Source organism: Labrenzia sp. PO1 (genome assembly GCF_012273635.1).
Classification (GTDB): domain Bacteria; phylum Pseudomonadota; class Alphaproteobacteria; order Rhizobiales; family Stappiaceae; genus Roseibium; species Roseibium algicola.
Genome location: NZ_JAAXCR010000002.1, coordinates 489,675 through 505,707, shown reverse-complemented (window position 1 = coordinate 505,707; position 16,033 = coordinate 489,675). Strand labels below are relative to the sequence as shown.

Genomic DNA, 16,033 nt, shown 5'->3' with positions numbered 1-16,033 from the left:
GTGCCGGGGCCGCGATATCTCAGACAAACTTGAAGGCGCGGATGCGGCTCAGGATTTCTTCCGGGTCGGCTGCAAGCGTGTGCAGGTTGATCGCAATCAGCTCCCGGCCATGCTCGCGCGGCGTGCGCTTCCAGTTGCGCATCATGAACTTTTTCCAGACCGGAAAGGTCTGTGCCTTGGTGACGGCGTCATCCAGTGAACGGGTCAGGAGGACGTCCAGCCGGACCAGCTCGATGTTGCGGACGGACGTCCGTTTGACGTCCGTCATCCGGATTGCGGCCCAGTCGATGAAACCGATGCGTTCCACATAAAGCCCGTCTTCGTTGGCGCCGAGCTGTGGCTTGCCTTTTTCGATCATCGGATAGTGCCAGAAGGCAATTGCGAGCGGGGCGAGGGCGGCGAGGGCCAGCAAGGGAAGATTGCCGACAATCCCGATCACGGCGAACAGAATGCCGAGGATGAGGCTGCCGTAGACAATGCTTTCGCTCTGACTGCGGTTAAAGCCGACGGTGAAGGGCACCGGTGTCGGCTTCACGTTTTCCTCTTGTTTGACTGCCTCTTTGTTCGCCGCCATGAAAGGCCCCTTCCGAAGGATCCTCAGGTGTCGAGGATCTCTGTTTCGTCAATCTTGATGTCGAAGCCTTCCAGCCCAACGTAATGACGCTCACGGGAGGCCAGCAGGCGAATTGAACTGACGCCCAGGTCCTTCAGGATCTGTGCACCAAGCCCGACCTCACGCCATTGTTCCTGTCTAGCTTGTGCGGAGCTGTGTTCCTCGGAATCAGCGGCTTCAAAGTCGGATCTCGGCCGCTTGGACTGACGGGCAACGCCCACCGACCCTTCGCGGAGATAGACGATGACACCCCGGCCTCGATCCGCAAAGTGTTTCATGATCTGGTCGAGTGGCTGGACGTCTCCGAAGACATCATCGAGCACGGATTCCAGTTGCAGGCGCACCGGCACGCTGCGGCCGTCCAGAATGTCGCCGTAGACGATGGCCAGATGGTGCATCGGGTCATACGGGGTGGAATAGGTGGTGGCATAGGCCGGGCCGAAAACCGTGTCGACGGGCTGTTCGTTGACCCGTTCCACCAGTTTCTCGGTACGCTGGCGCCAGGCGATCAGGTCGGAAACGGAAACCATCTTCAGGTCGTGCTCGGCTGCAAACTCGGCAACCTGCTGGCCGCGTTTCACGGTGCCATCGTCATTGACCAGCTCGCTGATGACGCCAACCTGCTCCAGGCCGGCGAGACGGCACAGGTCGACGGCAGCTTCCGTATGGCCGGAGCGGATCATGACACCGCCTTCCTTGGCCACCAGCGGGAAGATGTGCCCGGGGCGGACGAAGTCGTCAGCGCCGACATTGGGGTTTGCAAGTGCGCGTACGGTAGAGCAGCGCTCTTCGGCCGAAATGCCGGTGGTCAGTCCCTGGCGGTAGTCCACGGAAATGGTGAAGGCGGTCGCAAGCGGAGCATCATTTTCGGCAACCATAGGGTCAAGACGCAGGCGCCGTGCATGGGCAACCGTCATCGGCGCACAGATGATGCCTGAGGTGTGACGCACCATGAAGGCCATCTGTTCCGGCGTGACCTTGGCGGCGGCAACAATCAGATCGCCTTCGTTCTCGCGGTCGTCATCGTCAGTCACGACCACCATTTCTCCACGTTCGAATGCGCGGATTGCTTCTGCGACACGGGCCTGGGACACGGGATGCTCCTTGGTTGTAGACAGTCCGAGAAAGTCGTTGGGGGTTACAGCGCCATTGGTGGCAATGGCGATCTTGCGGGCCATATCCCGCGAGACCCAGACATTGGGGTCATTGCATAGGGCGGTTACGGAGGCAGGCGACAGGTTGGCGCGGCGCGCAAAGGCGCTGCGGCTTTCCCCTGTCTGCAAGAGCCATAGATCCAATCTCATGGCGTTCGATATACGCCTGATTGTTTTCAGCCTCAAGAGAAGGAATGAGATTTTTCAGTAATACTGAAAGATCAGTCGCTTTTGATAAACTCCGCGACGCGGGAGACAAAGGCAGGCACCATCCAGCTCTCTTCGAGCCCTGCGGCCTTGGCGATACCCGTCAGGTCTTCGCTGAGATAAGACGTAAAATAGGGCTCGTGGAAAAGCTGCGGAAAGACCGACAGAAGGCCGTCATATTCCGGCACGTCTCCGGTTTGCAGGCTGTCGACGAAAAGGAAGGAGCCGCCGGGTTTCAGAACGCGTGCGACCTCCGAGACGACCTGACGCCGGATTTTCGGCGGCAGTTCATGGAACAGGAAGACGCAGGATACGACGTCGAGAGAATTGTCCGCAAACGGCAGGGTCTCGGCCAGGCCGCAGATATAGCCGGCACGGCGCGTCGGCAGGCGCTCACGGGCAACGTTCAGATAGGGTTCCGACAGATCGAGCCCCGTGCCCTTGAGGCGCGGAAATGCGGCCAGGGCGGGCCGCAGGAGACCGCCGGTGCCGCAGGCGATATCAAGATACGAAACGTGGCGTTGGTCCTTGCGGCGCAAGATCCTGGCGAATGGTACCAGGGCCCGTCGGCGCATGGCGGCAGTGGCACCAGAAAAAAGCACATCCACCTGGAAGTCATAGAGCCGGGCACTTTCCTCCGACAGCCAGCCATCGGTCTGAAAATGAAAGTTCTGCCGGTAATAGCGCGGCAGTGCTGCGGCAAACCCCTCGGTGGCATTGACCTCCTGATGTGCACCGCTTGCGCGACGGCGTGCCACCTCCGGCACGTCCTTGAAGAAGGCACGGCTGGTCGCGATCAGCTCGCCCGGCGTCATGGTGCCATCGGAAGGCAGCGGATAAATCCCGTCCTCGACGGACTTCAGATCATCCGCAAACAGCTTGACGATGTCCGACAGCATGCGCCTTTGGCTCGGCACCGGGCCGGTCGGCACCACCTTCGGCGTTTCCGGAAGCTGTTTCTGGAGATCCCGGTTCATCCGCCGCATGGCTTCGGAATGAAGAGTGTAGAGCGCGACTCGGCTGCCCTGGTAAAGCGCATAGCGCGTTCGCCGGGCAAGGCTCAGGAGCGGCGGCAGGCTGCGGGTTCCTTTGACAGGTCCGAATTCCTCATCCGCCGCGCTCATGGCTCACTCCCTGATCAAGGTCTGGTCAACACCGCCACTGCTTCAATATGGGGCGAATAGTGGAACTGGTCCACCGGTGTGACGCTTTGCAGCACGTAGCCGCCGTCGAGCAGGATGCGCAGATCCCGGGCAAGCGTCGCCGGATTGCAGGAGACGGCAACAATCGTCTTGACCTTGGATAGCGCCAGTTGCTCTGCCTGGGCTTGAGCGCCTGCGCGCGGCGGGTCGAAAACCACGGCGTCGTAAGGCTCCAGCTCTTCCTTCACCAGCGGCCTGCGTGACAGGTCTCGCCGTTCAAACGTCACCTTCTTCAGGCCTTGGGGTTTGCGCAGGGCCTTGTCAAAGGCGGCCAGTGCCGCAGCATCGCCTTCGACCGCATGCACATTTGCCTGTCGGCCGAGCCTGAGCGCGAATGTGCCGGCACCGGAAAAGAGATCTGCAATTGTCTTGGCCTTGCCGACACCGTCAATTACCAGCTTGGAAAGTGCATGTTCCGCCGCCAGTGTCGCCTGGGCAAACCCGCCGGGCGCGGCAACAATGCCGATGCCGCCCATGTCGAGCAGCGGCGGGCGCAACTCCAGAATGACTTCACCGTTGACCGAAAGCCGGGCAAGGTTCTGATCGACGACCTTTTGCGACAGGGCAGGGATCTTGCGCTCGTACCCCTTGTCGGCCTTGTCGAGAGCCACATCCAGACCGGTGGTCGTTACCAGGACGGTCATCCGCAGTTCACCCTTTTTCGGCAGCACTTCCGAGGCAAGGGACTTGAGGCCGGGCAGCGCTTCAACGATGACCGGGTCGAGCACCGGGCATTCGGCGATATCGACCAGCCTGTGGCTGGCCTTTTCATGGTAACCGAGCAAGGTGTGGCGTCCGGCGCGGGTGGCCGTCAGTACAGCCCGGCGGCGACCTCCCATGGTCGCAGCTATCGTTCCGGAAACTTCGGTCTCGATGCCACGATCGCGCAAGGCCTTTTCGACCAGCCCGCTTTTCCAGACAAGGTATGGCTCTTCCGCAAGGTGCTGTACGGAACAGCCGCCGCAGGCGGAGTAATGACGGCACACGGGTTCGACCCGGTCCGGCGACGGCTTTTCGATCACAGGCTTTTGGGCGCGCCCGTCCACGACTTTCGCCCGGACGATTTCCCCGGGCAGGGCACCGGCCACGTAGATCGGCCCGGTCTCCGTCTCGGCAACGCCGTCGCCGCGGTGACCGAGCGTGGTGATTTCAATCTCTCTCTCGCTCATGGGCGAGCGATAACGCCAAGTAGGGGTTTGGGCAAGTCTTGATCGTGGGACGTGCTTTCCGCTCCCTTGATGGAAACAGGCTTTTGCTCTTTCACCAGACGTCGAAGGAGATGAAAGGCGACAGCCCTCAGTCGGCTTTCTTTCCGTAGAGCAGCCATTCCGCATTGCCGTCACCACCCTTGACCGGCGAGGGGACGAGGTCGCCTGCATGCCAGTCGGGAATGGTGTTCAACCATATTTGCAGGGATTTTGCGGTCTCTTCGGCAATTGCCGGATCGACCAGACCGCCTTTGCCGATATTGTCCTTGCCCGCCTCGAATTGCGGCTTCACCAGAAAGACGCCTTCAGCACCCGGTGCAGCCAGCGCAAGAGCGGGAGGAAGGGCAAGCTTTAGCGAGATGAAGCTGACATCCGAGACAAGCAGAGCCGGAGCGTCTCCTCCAAGATCCTGTAAGGTCAGGTCCCGGGCGTTGAGGCCGTCGCGCGCGGTCACCTTCGGGTCTGATCGCAGACTGTCGTGCAACTGACCATGCCCGACATCGATGGCGTGAACCTTGTTGGCCCCACGTTCCAGCAGAACCTGGGTAAATCCGCCTGTGGACGCGCCAATATCGAGGCAGATCCGGCCTGCGGGGTCGACCGTGAACCGGTCGAGGCCTTCGATCAGCTTCAGCGCGGCCCGGCTGACATAACCGGAAGCGGGATCTTCTACAGTGATGCTGGCGTCCGCCGAAGTCTTCTGCGCCGGTTTGGTGCATAGATGACCATCGACGCTCACCGTTCCGCGCAGGATTGCGTCACGCGCCCGTGCGCGGCTCGGAAAGACACCCGTATCGACAAGATGCTGGTCGAGGCGTTGTTTGGACATGCAGCCTTCAGAAGCAGCCGGCGATTGCCGAGATCAGGCGGTCGGCATAAACCCGCTCACCGGCATACAGCCACAAAAACGCCGAAAGCGCGACGAGGCCCGTCGCGCCGGCGGTCAGTCCCATGAAAAGCGGCAGGCGCATCGTGTCCGGCTTGCTCCAGCTATCGCCTCAGGAAGAGGCAGGCGCGTTGTCGATCAGCCTGCGCAGCTTCTTCAGGGCATTTTCCTCCGCCTCGCCATAGGCAATGGTTCCGACGAACTTGTTGTCGGCGCTCATCAGGTAGACGGCAGCGGAATGGTCCATCGTATAGTCGCCATCGTCAAGTGGCACCTTCTTGGAATAGACCCGATAGGCCTTCAGCATCGCATCGATCTGTTCCCGCGAACCGGTCAGCGGAACGATACGCTTGTCGAATGCCCAGACATAGTCACGCATGACTTCGGGCGTATCGCGTTCCGGATCCACGGTGACAAAAGCATAGTTCAGCTTGTCCGCATCCGGTCCGAGTTCGGCCATCCAGCCCTGAAGTTCGGAAAGCGTGGTCGGGCAGACGTCCGGACAGAAGGTGAAGCCAAAGAACATCACTGTCGGCTTGGTGGAGAAGGTCTCGTCGGTCACCGTTTCGCCGGTGCCGCTGACAAGTTCGAACGGGCCGCCAATGGCCGCAAGCGGCTCGATCAAGGCACCGGTACCCTTGTTGCCGGCAGTCTGCTGATAGACCAGAACACCGGACACGACAGCAAGCACGGCAACGGCAGCCCAGGCCACGTACCGGAAGAGTTTCAAACCAGACATCGGTTTCGTCCTGCTTTGGCCAGAGCCTTCAGTGCCGGCTTCGAGACGGGCTGGCGGCTCTGACGCTTGAAAAAGATATTGCCGGGCGTTGTCTCTTCACCGAGACAGCGCCCGCTGACGGGGCTCAGTTCTTGCCGTGATCCATCTTGCTATGGTCCATCGCACCATGCGCAGCTTCGCCATCAGGTGCCTTGGCGCCCATCTTGGCGACAGGAAGTTCAATGGCAACATCTCCGGCCTTTTCGAAGGTCAGGACAACCGGAATGCTGGTGCCTTCTTCGAAGGATTGGTTCAGGCCCATGAACATGATGTGGAAGCCGCCCGGTTGAAGTGCAACCGTTTCGCCAGCCGGGATGTCTATGCCATTTTCCATCTTGCGCATTTTCATCACGCCGTCAGTGACTGCCATCTCGTGGATTTCCACCTTGGCGGCAACATCTGAACTGACCGCGACAAGGCGGTCTGTGTCGGTGCCGTTGTTGACGATCTCGACGAAACCGCCACCGGCCTTTGCTTTGGGCGGTGTCGCGCGGGTCCACGGTTGGGTCAGCGTCAGTTCACCAACCTTGTAGTCACTGGCAAGGGCGGACAGGGAGACAAGCGAAAGGGCGGCTGCAGCCGCAACGGATTTCCAGAGTTTCATAATGCTATTCCTTGAGGTCTGAGAAGTTGGATATTCTTTCAGATCAAGGAAGGGGGAGCCCTGATGGCAGTAGCTCTATAAGGAACGGCCAGAACAGCCTGTTGCCCTGCCGGAACACGGTCAGTGGCGGAAATCGCGGGTGACAGGTTCACAGGGGCGAAAGCACTCGCAAGGCAGGGCGCGATAGCGCAGCCATGAGCACAGACCGGGCCGCATTGGCATGTCAGCGGGTTGTGTGGCCCAGGAAGACTTTGTTCCTGCCCGGAGGGCTGGCAGAGACTGGTAAGGCCTGCAGCAACAGCTGCGTCCGGCGTCAGCGCGCTGGCGAGAACCAGCAGAACAAGCCGCATTGCAAAGGCAAGGGTTGCCAGCGCCACCAGAGGGTGGCGCTCCTGCCTCAGCTGTTGCAGCTTTGTGACGCGCGCATTCATGCTAGCGGCTATAAGCCGGTTGCAATGCCGTGTCGAGGGGCGAAACCGCGCAGGTGCATGGGCTGAGGCCTGTCACCTGCGGCGTGGCTGTGTCAGCTCTTTGGAGTTGTCTTGTCTGCAGTCGCATCCGGCGCTTCTTCCGTCGCGGCGCCTTCAGCGGACGCGTTGTTTTCTTCTGCCTCTGCATCGGATGACGATTCGAAATTGTAGATGTCGTCTTCGTAGGCGGGGAAATCTTCAGGCGCGATGACGTATTCTTCTGCTGCTGCATCCAGCGGTTCAGCCGAGATAACCGAACCGACCTGTGCCGTGGAGGCGTATTCGAAGTCGGTCTTTTCTTCCGCTGTCGGTGCCTGACGGGTCAGGACGCGGGCAAGGATGAAGATCACCATCAGGATATTTGAACCGATGATCATGATGTAGAGCCCGGACGGGCCGGTGTTGCTCATGATCATCGAGGCGGCCAGCGGCCCGATGATCGATCCGATCCCGAACGACAGCAGCATGCCGGACGACGTGGCGACAAAATCTTCCGCTGCCGCGTGGTCGAAGGCGTGCGCAACCGCGATTGCATAAAGCGGTTGGACGACCATGCCCATGGCCACGGCGCTCAGTATGGCAACCGTGAAGTCCTTCGGCGAGAAGAACACGATAGCAGCCGAGACGGCAGCGGTCGCGATCCCCAGCCCTGCGATCACAAGTCGCCGGTCAATGCGGTCGGACAAACGCCCAACCGGCCATTGTGCGATAAGCCCGCCACCGACGATGGCTGCCGCATAAAAGGCGGCTTCCTTGGTCGAGAGGCCGATCTGGGACCCATAGAGCGAAGACAGCGTCAGCAGGGCTCCTTGAGAACTGCCGATAAACAGCACGCCGATGAAGGCGGCAGGGGAGTTCTTGTAGAGCTTGACGGGCTGGAACCGCACCAGCGTGATCGGCGCAGGTTGGGTCGAGGTGGTCAGCGATACGGGCATCACCGCAAGGGACACCATCACCGAGGCAATCGCGAAGGGGATGAAATCGGCAATATTCATCGACGCGATCGAGATCTGGCCCAGCATCAGGGCGCCGAACAGGATGACGATGTAGAACGACATCACCGTGCCGCGGTTCTCGTTGGATGCGCTTTCGTTGAGCCAGCTTTCGACGATCATGTAGAAGCCGGCAAGGCTGAAACCGGAGATCATGCGGATGATCATCCAGGCATAGGGATCGATGAGCACGGGATGCAGGATTGCGGCGGCCGACATCAGCGAGACAAGTGCGGCAAAGGCACGAATGTGCCCGGCCCGCATGATCACCAGAGGCGCGCCGAGACAGCCAAGCACCATGCCGAAGAAATAGGCCGAAGAGACCAGACCGATTTCGAAGTCGGTGAAGTAAAACCGTTCGGCGGCCAGCGGCAGCAGTGTCGTCTGCAGACCGTGCCCGAATATGAGCAGGGCAACGGACAACAAGAGAGCGGACACGGAAAGAAGGGTCTGAGCCATGGCTGCATCCTGACGATGGATCGCCGCAGCTCCAACAGAAGCGTCGCGGCCGGTATCGTGCTCCAGAAATAAAACAAAAGCGCCGGATTGATCCGACGCGTCTGTTTCTTTCGACCAGCCTTTTCAGGTATGGCGGCCTGTGTCAATCAGGTTTGAAACCCGCTCCCCAATCGACTTTGTCCATTGCAGCATGTCGCGTGCTGGAGCCGGTAGCCTGAAGACCGGTCAGGCGCGTTGCGGCGCGCTGACGGAGGCCGTTCCGAGTGCGGTGAAGACGGTCTTCAGGATGCCGTCGCAGGTGAGGCCTGCCCGGGCATACATCAGGTCCGGCTTGTCGTGGTCGAGATAGGCATCCGGCAAGGTAAGGGCCCGCACTTTCAGTCCGTTGTCCAGCAAGCCTTCCTCGGCAAGCCGGGTCAGCACATGGCTGCCGAAACCACCAGCGGAGCCTTCTTCGATCATCACGAGAACTTCATGCTCGCGGGCAAGACGGCGGATCATATCCATGTCGAGCGGCTTTGCGAAGCGGGCATCAGCGACTGTGGTCGAAAGACCGGCCGCATCCAGTTCGTCCGCAGCCTTGAGGCATTCGCTCATGCGGCCACCGAAGTTGAGAAGGGCAACCTTGGTGCCCTCCCTGCGGATGACCCCCTTGCCGATTTCAAGTACGCTGCCGCGTTCCGGCATCTCCAGGCCGACACCTTCGCCGCGCGGATAGCGGAAGGAGATCGGGCCTTCGTCATAGGCAACGGCAGTTGCCACCATGTGGCGCAGCTCCACTTCGTCCGAAGCCGCCATGACGACAAAGCCGGGAAGGCAGGTGAGGAAAGCGGTGTCGAAAGCGCCGGCATGGGTCGGGCCATCCGCACCAACGAGGCCTGCACGGTCAATCGGGAAACGCACCGGCAGACCCTGGATCGCCACATCGTGGACAACCTGATCATAGGCGCGCTGCAGGAACGTGGAGTAAATCGCGCAGAAGGGCTTGAAGCCTTCGGTCGCAAGACCCGCGGCGAAAGTGACTGCGTGCTGTTCGGCGATACCAACGTCGAAGGTGCGTTTCGGATAGGCTTCGCCGAACAGATCAAGGCCTGTTCCGTCCGGCATGGCAGCTGTAATCGCGACCACCTTGTCGTCCGTTTCCGCTTCCTTGATCAGGGACGTCGCAAAGACGTTGGTGTAGCTGGGCGCATTGGCCTTCGGCTTGGACTGCTTGCCGGTGACGACATCAAACTTGGCGACGCCGTGATACTTGTCCTTCGCCCCTTCGGCAGGAGCATAACCCTTGCCCTTCTGCGTGACCGCATGGATCAGGATCGGGCCATGGTGGGTGTCGCGGACGTTCTTCAGAACAGGCAGCAGGTGTTCCAGGTTATGGCCGTCCACCGGACCGACATAATAAAAGCCGAGTTCCTCGAAGAGCGTGCCGCCCGTCCAGAACCCGCGGGCATATTCTTCAGCCCGAGCCGCCTTTTCGAACATGGGTTTGGGCAGGTTCTTCACCAGGTTCTTGGCCGCATCGCGCAGGGTCTGGTAGGTCGGGCCTGAAACGAGCCTGGCCAGATAGGCGGACATGGCGCCGACCGGCGGCGCAATGGACATGTCGTTGTCGTTCAGGATGACGATGAGGCGAGAGCCGAGATGGCCGGCGTTGTTCATCGCCTCGTAGGCCATGCCGGCGGACATGGCGCCGTCACCGATCACCGCTATGACGTTATTGTTTCCGCCCTTCAGATCCCGTCCGGCGGCCATGCCGAGGCCTGCCGAGATCGACGTCGAGGAATGGGCTGCACCAAACGGGTCAAAGTCGCTTTCGGCGCGTTTCGTGAAGCCGGACAGGCCATCGCCTTGGCGAAGCGTGCGAATGCGGTCGCGGCGTTCCGTCAGGATCTTGTGCGGATAGCACTGGTGGCCGACGTCCCAGATGAGCTTGTCTTCCGGCGTGTTGAACACGTAGTGCAGCGCGACAGTAAGTTCCACGACGCCAAGCCCGGCGCCCAGGTGTCCGCCAGTAATCGACACGGCATCAATCGTTTCCGCACGCAACTCTTCGGCGAGCTGCTTGAGTTCGCTTTCATCGAGCAGGCGCAGATCGGCCGGGGACTTGACCTTGTCAAGAAGCGGGGTATCGAGCTTGGAAGTCACTCTGGAGATAGCTCCACGATTTGAAACATGGCGGGCAGGCATACACCAACCGGATATAGGGCGCAAATCGGGCGGGGGGTATGCGCCAAATTGGCCTCATGATTTCGGTCGAAAATTTACCACGCCTTTCCCTCAAAAGACTTAAGAAGGTGTTTGGCAGAAACCGTGCAATTTTTAGTGAAAATACGCGCAATCACCCCATTGGGTGATGCAAAGCATTTGGAACTGGCCTAGGGAATGGGTGTGGTCGATGGGGCCACGTGCACAGTGATCAACTGGGAGTCGTAATACACGGCTCCATTTTTTTGTGCGTTGGCCGCTTTCCGGTTGCTGAAACAATAATGATAGCAACTGGCTTCAACACAAGGTTCTGCGTTCCTGAGTACTTTCAAAACAGGCGGGCGATCCGGTGGACGAGCCGTGCGAGTTGAAGTTGTGTGTGCGCTCCGGTCTTTTCGTATATCCGTCGCAGATGTGTTTTTGCAGTGTTCTGCGTGATGCCGAGATCCTGGATCGTGGTGCTCAGTGCACCGGTCATGGTCAGATGCCAGGCCAGACGTGCTTCGGAATGTGAAAGCTCGTAGTGATCCTGAAGGCAAATTTCGACCTCTTCCGGAGGGTCTTTTGATGTTGTCGTGCGGATCAAAAACAAGGGTTGTGCGCAGGCGTCCGGCGGCAGGCCCGGGCACGAAACGGTCTCCAGCGACACCCGGCAGACAAGCCCGCTGTCCGGTGCGGGAGAAAAAAGGACGCTTGTCGGGTCTGCGATGCCGCCGTCTTCGTAAGTCGCCAGGTGTTCCTGAAGGGCAATCTCAAGGCGTCTGCTGTTGATCGCCAGCTGCCGTTGCCGACGGACGGCGATATCCAGTTCGTTCAACCTTTCCAACCCTTCTGACGTCTCGGCAAGTATCACCCGGTTAGCGTCGACAAGAACCGCAGCGCTCTCCTGTTCCAAAAGCATCAATTCCTGGAGCTGGTTTTCTAGCCGTTGTTTTTCCAGTTGGAAGTGCAGATCGAGTGCGGGCAGCAGCGCACTGACGAGGGTGTGAAAGGTCGCGCTGGCCCGGTCCGCGTCAATCCTTTCGGTGCTGTATCCTCTGAAAAGACAGCCAAACAGGACGGAAGAGTGTGCAGTGCGCCTGACTGGGGTAATCAGCCCGGGAGCATTTTTCAGCCAGTTGTCTGCCATATTCGCATCTGAGTGCGAAGTTTCCTGCGATCCGGTGGCGGGGGCGGATGCCGCCTGTCGATGGTTCGCCAGGGATGTCTTTGAATAGGGGTAGAGCGGGGCGGCTTCGGTGAGCAGGAACTGAAATGCGGTGTTGCCGCTCACCGTTTCAATGCGGCTCAAAAGGGTCGCGAGCTCTCTGGCCTGGTCTTCGCCGCCAAGGGACCTTAACGGTGTCCCGTCTCCATCGTATTCGGCAAGAAAGGTTCTGCAGTTCAGTTTGCCGTCGATGAAGTTCAGTACTGGGGGCCAACCTTCAGGTTGTAGCGGGCGCTTGAGCATCCGCATAAGTAGTTCTATGTGGTCGCGTTGGCTGAGTGCCGGCATGCTCTGCTGTGTCTATTAATGATTACATTGTCGAGGCTCTATTTTGACAATATTTTTATCAACTTATCGAATAAATTGCAATAAATCTGCCAATAGTAACCTAGGGTACGCGTGGTCGAATGATCGTTGAATAGTATGAAATTTATTATGTCAGAATATGGGTGGAACTTGGGCTTACTTCAAAATGAATACAGTGGATGCTGGCTTGTGCTGGTGGATTGGCCGCAGTTGACGCCGTCTTCTCGATAAAGGTGGCCGACACATCAACGAGGCGGCGCGCTCGCAAAGCCGGCGATATTCCGGTTGGCGATTGAGCAGCCGCTAGCCGGTCAAGACGATGAGGGATGACGTAAGCTAAAAGCGTCCGCCGGCTGAACAGGCCGCGTTTCAAGGCTGCTCTGATCGCGATTTGACGGTATTGCGTCTGGTCGAACTGGAAAATGACCTTGTCGGATTACTGCGGGTCGAGTGCTTCGGTACCGCTGGCTTCGCCATTTTGACCCAGTTGGATCTTCTCGACCTTGGCTTCCGCCGATTTCAGAAGTGTGTCGCAATGTTTGCGCAGCGCGTCACCGCGCTCGTACATGTCGATGCTTCGCTCCAGCGGCACGTTCCCTTGCTCGAGTTCCCGCACAATGGTTTCCAACTGCTTCAGCGCTTCTTCAAAGGAAAGGCCGGCAATATCGTTGGCAGCATCGGTCATCGGTCGGATCCCGTTTGTCTGGATGGCATCTGGTCTTGAGGGAAACTTGCGGTCTGAGGGCCGAAGGTCAAGGTTTCATTTGGGCCTTCAGACGGTCATCCCCGTGCTTTTCGATCTTGCCGCGCCGAAGCGGGATCGCTTAGCCCGTCATCAACGTCATGACATGGGCTGCGACCGATCGCGCCAGGCCCTCGAGATCGTATCCGCCTTCAAGGACGGAGATCAGGTGACCGTTACTATGAGCATCGGCAACGTCCATCAGCGCGCGCGTTGCCCAGGCAAAGTCGGCTTCGACAAGATTAAGGCCCCCAAGCGGGTCGCGCATGTGCGCATCGAAACCTGCGGAAATGATAACCAGCTCCGGCGCGAAGTGATTGAGGCGAGGCAGCAGCAGGACTTCGAACGCTTCCTTGAAGCCGGTTCCATCCTCCCCCGGGGCCAGAGGTGCATTTACGATCGTGTTGGCTTCTCCGGTCTCCGAGGCGGCTCCTGAGCCCGGATAGAGCGGCATCTGGTGGGTGGAGCAATACATTACCGTGGGATCGTCCCAGAAAATGTCCTGCGTGCCGTTGCCGTGGTGAACGTCGAAATCGACGATGGCCACCCGCTCCAGTCCGAACTTTGCCTGCGCATAACGCGCGGCCACCGCTGCATTGTTGAAAAAGCAGAAGCCCATGGCGCGGTCTTTTTCCGCGTGGTGGCCAGGTGGGCGCGAGGCGGAAAAGGCGTTGTTGACCTTTTTCGTCAGGACCTCGTCGACCGCACGGCATGCACCGCCAACGCCGCGAAGCGCTGCTTCCCAGGTGCCGGGCGACATGGTGGTGTCCGCATCAACCCGGGCTGTTCCTTCCGCCGGCGCCAGCCGGTGGATCTGGTCGACGTAGCTCATCGGGTGGGCGCGGGCGATGTCCTCAACGGTTCCCATTGGGGCGAGGTCGCGTTCCACGGACTGGAATTTTTCGTGCTCCAGGATCCTGTCGATCGCCCGGATCCGGTCCGGTCGCTCCGGATGCCCCACGGGTGTCAGGTGGTCGAGATAGGACGAATGATGCAGAAGCAAGGTAGACAAGGGGGCGTTTCCGGAAGGTCGATTGTTATCTTTTGTCGGCTCTGCATCAGAACGGTTGCCGGACAGGCTGTCAATTCCCGCATTGGAATAACGACTGCGGCAAAATTGGTGAACCGCGGAAAGGAAAGCCGGGAGTTCGGGCGGGCATTTTAGAAAGTCAGGTCTGACTGAACTTGGACCCCGATACCGGTTCCACATGGGGCCTGTCCCGCATCGCGGGAGAGGTGGCTTAAGTCTGATCTGGGAATTCGCTTGAACTTCGCTTGAAAACTTTCGCCATCGCATTGAGCGCGTTTGAGGCAAGTGAGTACATGAGGCAGCTGACTGGGCGAGTGTCGCACGCGTCCCGGTGTGCCGGCTTCAGCTTCGGCTGATCGGACTTGGGTCATGGGAAAGGGAGGGTCAAAAAAAGGGGCCGGCTCTTTGCCGGCCCTTACCGAGGTGCGAGCACCGCAATGCCCGAGGGGAGGTCCGCTGCATCTCAAATCTGATTCTTAAACTACGTGATTCCAGTAAGGGAATGCGAGCTTTTTACCGTAATCCATTTGGGGCATGGTGTTGATAAGTTTGCAGTAGAGGGTCGTATCTCGATAGATATTGTATGATTTGCTTAACCAAAATCGAGTTGCGACGGCGACGGTTGCTTGTCCGTTAAAGCGGAAACTTGCGTCTCTTTTCGGTTAACTTAAGGCGATCCGGATTCAGCTTGAATTTTAGCGCCTGCTTCCGAGTTGCTGTTTTTTAAGGCCTTTTGTTTTGGTGCCGAAGAATGCGCCAAAACATTGCCGGATGAATTTAGCCGGCTCATTCCATCGCAAGTGTTGATCGGGGTCAGTCGCGCGGTGCTGCCGCACGGCGCAGCCGATCGTTGATCGCTTCGCCCAATCCAAAGCTGGGGATAAACTGCACCTTGATGACGCGGACACCCTTGGCGTCCAGAAATCGCATGGCGCGAAACAGATTTGCGGCAGCTTCGGCAAGGTCACTTGCCGGGCTCAGGTTGAATTCAGCCTGTGCACGATCAGCTCCTGGCAAACGATCAGCCCCGAAGGAGAGCAGTCCGTCTGCGGCGTTCACCTCGCTGGCGTTCAGTATCATCGCAGCGTCGGGGGCATAGTGAGACGTCAACATGCCGGGGGCCGCGGGAGCGTCCGGCCGCATGTCGGGGCTCGCGCCTTGCAGCGATTGGCCAAGTACTCGTTCGATGTCCTCGCGAGCAAGGCCTCCTGGCCGCAACAGGCGCGGTGTGCCGTCAACCAGGCCGACAATGGTGGATTCTATACCGACGGCACAAGCGCCCGCATCAATGACGAAGCTGAGCGAAGGGCCGAGATCGGCAACGACGTCCTCTGCGCGCGTCGGACTGATCTTGCCTGAGCGGTTTGCGCTTGGCGCGGCGAGAGGCCTGCCGGTCTTTTCTGCCAGAAATCGCATCACCGGACCGACCGGAACCCGAAGCGCAACAGTCTGAAGTCCGGCAGTGGCCAGATCGGAAATCGTGGAATCCGGACGTTTGGGCACGACCAGCGTCAAGGGGCCGGGCCAGAAGGCTTCAGCCAGTGCAAGTGCGCGTTCGTCGAAAACACCATGTTCCAGTGCTGCATCCAGCGTCTGGACGTGGGAGATGAGCGGATTGAACTGGGGCCTGCCCTTGGCGGCAAAAATCTTCGCACAGGCCGTGCCGTTGGTGGCATCGGCGGCAAGGCCGTAAACGGTTTCGGTCGGCACCGCCACAAGGTCACCCGCCATCAGCGCAGCGCACACCGCATCTGCTTCAGGCGCTTCCTTCCAGTCAGGTGCCGCGATGTCGAGCGTCCAAGTCCGCATGTGCCTCACTCGCTTGCGTACCCGGCAGTCGAGAGCTGACCGGATGTGCGAAGATTTCGGTTCCGACAATGACGGTACAATGAGTTCCGGAAGGGCTCGAGCCGACCGGACATGTCATTTCCGCAATTGACCAAAAAGACGATGACCTGCCGCTGCGATAC

General features: G+C 59.4%; 14 protein-coding genes. All 14 read right to left on the bottom strand.

The genetic code is table 11. The features are described 5' to 3' along the window. Positions 1 to 19: 19 nt before the first annotated feature. The gene (locus HCG46_RS10205) at positions 20 to 574 is read right to left on the bottom strand and encodes a hypothetical protein (protein ID WP_055658017.1); all 555 of its coding nucleotides are present in this window, start codon (positions 572 to 574) and stop codon (positions 20 to 22) included. A 23-nt stretch (positions 575 to 597) separates the two neighbouring features. Next, a complete protein-coding gene (gene ribB, locus HCG46_RS10200) occupies positions 598 to 1,917 on the bottom strand; it encodes a 3,4-dihydroxy-2-butanone-4-phosphate synthase (protein ID WP_031269683.1) in 1,320 nt (439 codons plus the stop codon). Between the two features lie 71 nt (positions 1,918 to 1,988). Next, positions 1,989 to 3,098 (bottom strand): class I SAM-dependent methyltransferase, encoded by a 1,110-nt coding sequence (locus HCG46_RS10195; protein ID WP_168686080.1) that lies wholly within the window; start codon positions 3,096 to 3,098, stop codon positions 1,989 to 1,991. A 14-nt stretch (positions 3,099 to 3,112) separates the two neighbouring features. Then, complete coding sequence (locus HCG46_RS10190; protein ID WP_075283312.1) at positions 3,113 to 4,345, bottom strand: class I SAM-dependent RNA methyltransferase; 1,233 nt, start codon at positions 4,343 to 4,345, stop codon at positions 3,113 to 3,115. A gap of 127 nt (positions 4,346 to 4,472) precedes the next feature. Then, positions 4,473 to 5,213 (bottom strand): TlyA family RNA methyltransferase, encoded by a 741-nt coding sequence (locus HCG46_RS10185; protein ID WP_168686078.1) that lies wholly within the window; start codon positions 5,211 to 5,213, stop codon positions 4,473 to 4,475. Between the two features lie 7 nt (positions 5,214 to 5,220). After that, a complete protein-coding gene (locus HCG46_RS28560) occupies positions 5,221 to 5,355 on the bottom strand; it encodes a hypothetical protein (protein WP_286145701.1) in 135 nt (44 codons plus the stop codon). Positions 5,356 to 5,382: 27 nt separating this feature from the next. Beyond that, a complete protein-coding gene (locus HCG46_RS10180) occupies positions 5,383 to 6,009 on the bottom strand; it encodes an SCO family protein (protein ID WP_075283310.1) in 627 nt (208 codons plus the stop codon). A gap of 124 nt (positions 6,010 to 6,133) precedes the next feature. Then, positions 6,134 to 6,652: a copper chaperone PCu(A)C gene (locus HCG46_RS10175; protein ID WP_023001863.1), complete on the bottom strand. Its 519-nt coding sequence runs from the start codon at positions 6,650 to 6,652 to the stop codon at positions 6,134 to 6,136. A 523-nt stretch (positions 6,653 to 7,175) separates the two neighbouring features. Next, positions 7,176 to 8,573, bottom strand: a complete 1,398-nt coding sequence (locus tag HCG46_RS10170; protein WP_055658030.1) for an MFS transporter — start codon at positions 8,571 to 8,573, stop codon at positions 7,176 to 7,178. Between the two features lie 225 nt (positions 8,574 to 8,798). Further along, positions 8,799 to 10,760 carry a 1-deoxy-D-xylulose-5-phosphate synthase gene (dxs, locus tag HCG46_RS10165; RefSeq protein WP_168686076.1) on the bottom strand — a complete coding sequence of 654 codons (1,962 nt, stop codon included), beginning with the start codon at positions 10,758 to 10,760 and terminating at the stop codon, positions 8,799 to 8,801. Between the two features lie 346 nt (positions 10,761 to 11,106). Continuing rightward, complete coding sequence (locus HCG46_RS10160) at positions 11,107 to 12,234, bottom strand: hypothetical protein (RefSeq protein WP_168686074.1); 1,128 nt, start codon at positions 12,232 to 12,234, stop codon at positions 11,107 to 11,109. A 493-nt stretch (positions 12,235 to 12,727) separates the two neighbouring features. Further along, positions 12,728 to 12,976, bottom strand: a complete 249-nt coding sequence (locus tag HCG46_RS10155; protein ID WP_006933521.1) for an exodeoxyribonuclease VII small subunit — start codon at positions 12,974 to 12,976, stop codon at positions 12,728 to 12,730. Positions 12,977 to 13,115: 139 nt separating this feature from the next. After that, the gene (locus HCG46_RS10150) at positions 13,116 to 14,045 is read right to left on the bottom strand and encodes a histone deacetylase family protein (protein WP_031269678.1); all 930 of its coding nucleotides are present in this window, start codon (positions 14,043 to 14,045) and stop codon (positions 13,116 to 13,118) included. A gap of 831 nt (positions 14,046 to 14,876) precedes the next feature. Next, entirely contained in the window at positions 14,877 to 15,872 is a 996-nt protein-coding gene (locus HCG46_RS10145; RefSeq protein WP_168686072.1) for an L-threonylcarbamoyladenylate synthase, read from the bottom strand. Positions 15,873 to 16,033 lie beyond the last annotated feature (161 nt).

What these genes read in the sequence shown, in the direction of transcription:
- HCG46_RS10205 (WP_055658017.1), bottom strand. Translation starts at nt 574, where the DNA reads ATGGCGGCGAACAAAGAGGCAGTCAAACAAGAGGAAAACGTGAAGCCG.
- ribB (WP_031269683.1), bottom strand. Translation starts at nt 1,917, where the DNA reads ATGAGATTGGATCTATGGCTCTTGCAGACAGGGGAAAGCCGCAGCGCC.
- HCG46_RS10195 (WP_168686080.1), bottom strand. Translation starts at nt 3,098, where the DNA reads ATGAGCGCGGCGGATGAGGAATTCGGACCTGTCAAAGGAACCCGCAGC.
- HCG46_RS10190 (WP_075283312.1), bottom strand. Translation starts at nt 4,345, where the DNA reads ATGAGCGAGAGAGAGATTGAAATCACCACGCTCGGTCACCGCGGCGAC.
- HCG46_RS10185 (WP_168686078.1), bottom strand. Translation starts at nt 5,213, where the DNA reads ATGTCCAAACAACGCCTCGACCAGCATCTTGTCGATACGGGTGTCTTT.
- HCG46_RS28560 (WP_286145701.1), bottom strand. Translation starts at nt 5,355, where the DNA reads ATGCGCCTGCCGCTTTTCATGGGACTGACCGCCGGCGCGACGGGCCTC.
- HCG46_RS10180 (WP_075283310.1), bottom strand. Translation starts at nt 6,009, where the DNA reads ATGTCTGGTTTGAAACTCTTCCGGTACGTGGCCTGGGCTGCCGTTGCC.
- HCG46_RS10175 (WP_023001863.1), bottom strand. Translation starts at nt 6,652, where the DNA reads ATGAAACTCTGGAAATCCGTTGCGGCTGCAGCCGCCCTTTCGCTTGTC.
- HCG46_RS10170 (WP_055658030.1), bottom strand. Translation starts at nt 8,573, where the DNA reads ATGGCTCAGACCCTTCTTTCCGTGTCCGCTCTCTTGTTGTCCGTTGCC.
- dxs (WP_168686076.1), bottom strand. Translation starts at nt 10,760, where the DNA reads ATGCCTGCCCGCCATGTTTCAAATCGTGGAGCTATCTCCAGAGTGACT.
- HCG46_RS10160 (WP_168686074.1), bottom strand. Translation starts at nt 12,234, where the DNA reads ATGCGGATGCTCAAGCGCCCGCTACAACCTGAAGGTTGGCCCCCAGTA.
- HCG46_RS10155 (WP_006933521.1), bottom strand. Translation starts at nt 12,976, where the DNA reads ATGACCGATGCTGCCAACGATATTGCCGGCCTTTCCTTTGAAGAAGCG.
- HCG46_RS10145 (WP_168686072.1), bottom strand. Translation starts at nt 15,872, where the DNA reads ATGCGGACTTGGACGCTCGACATCGCGGCACCTGACTGGAAGGAAGCG.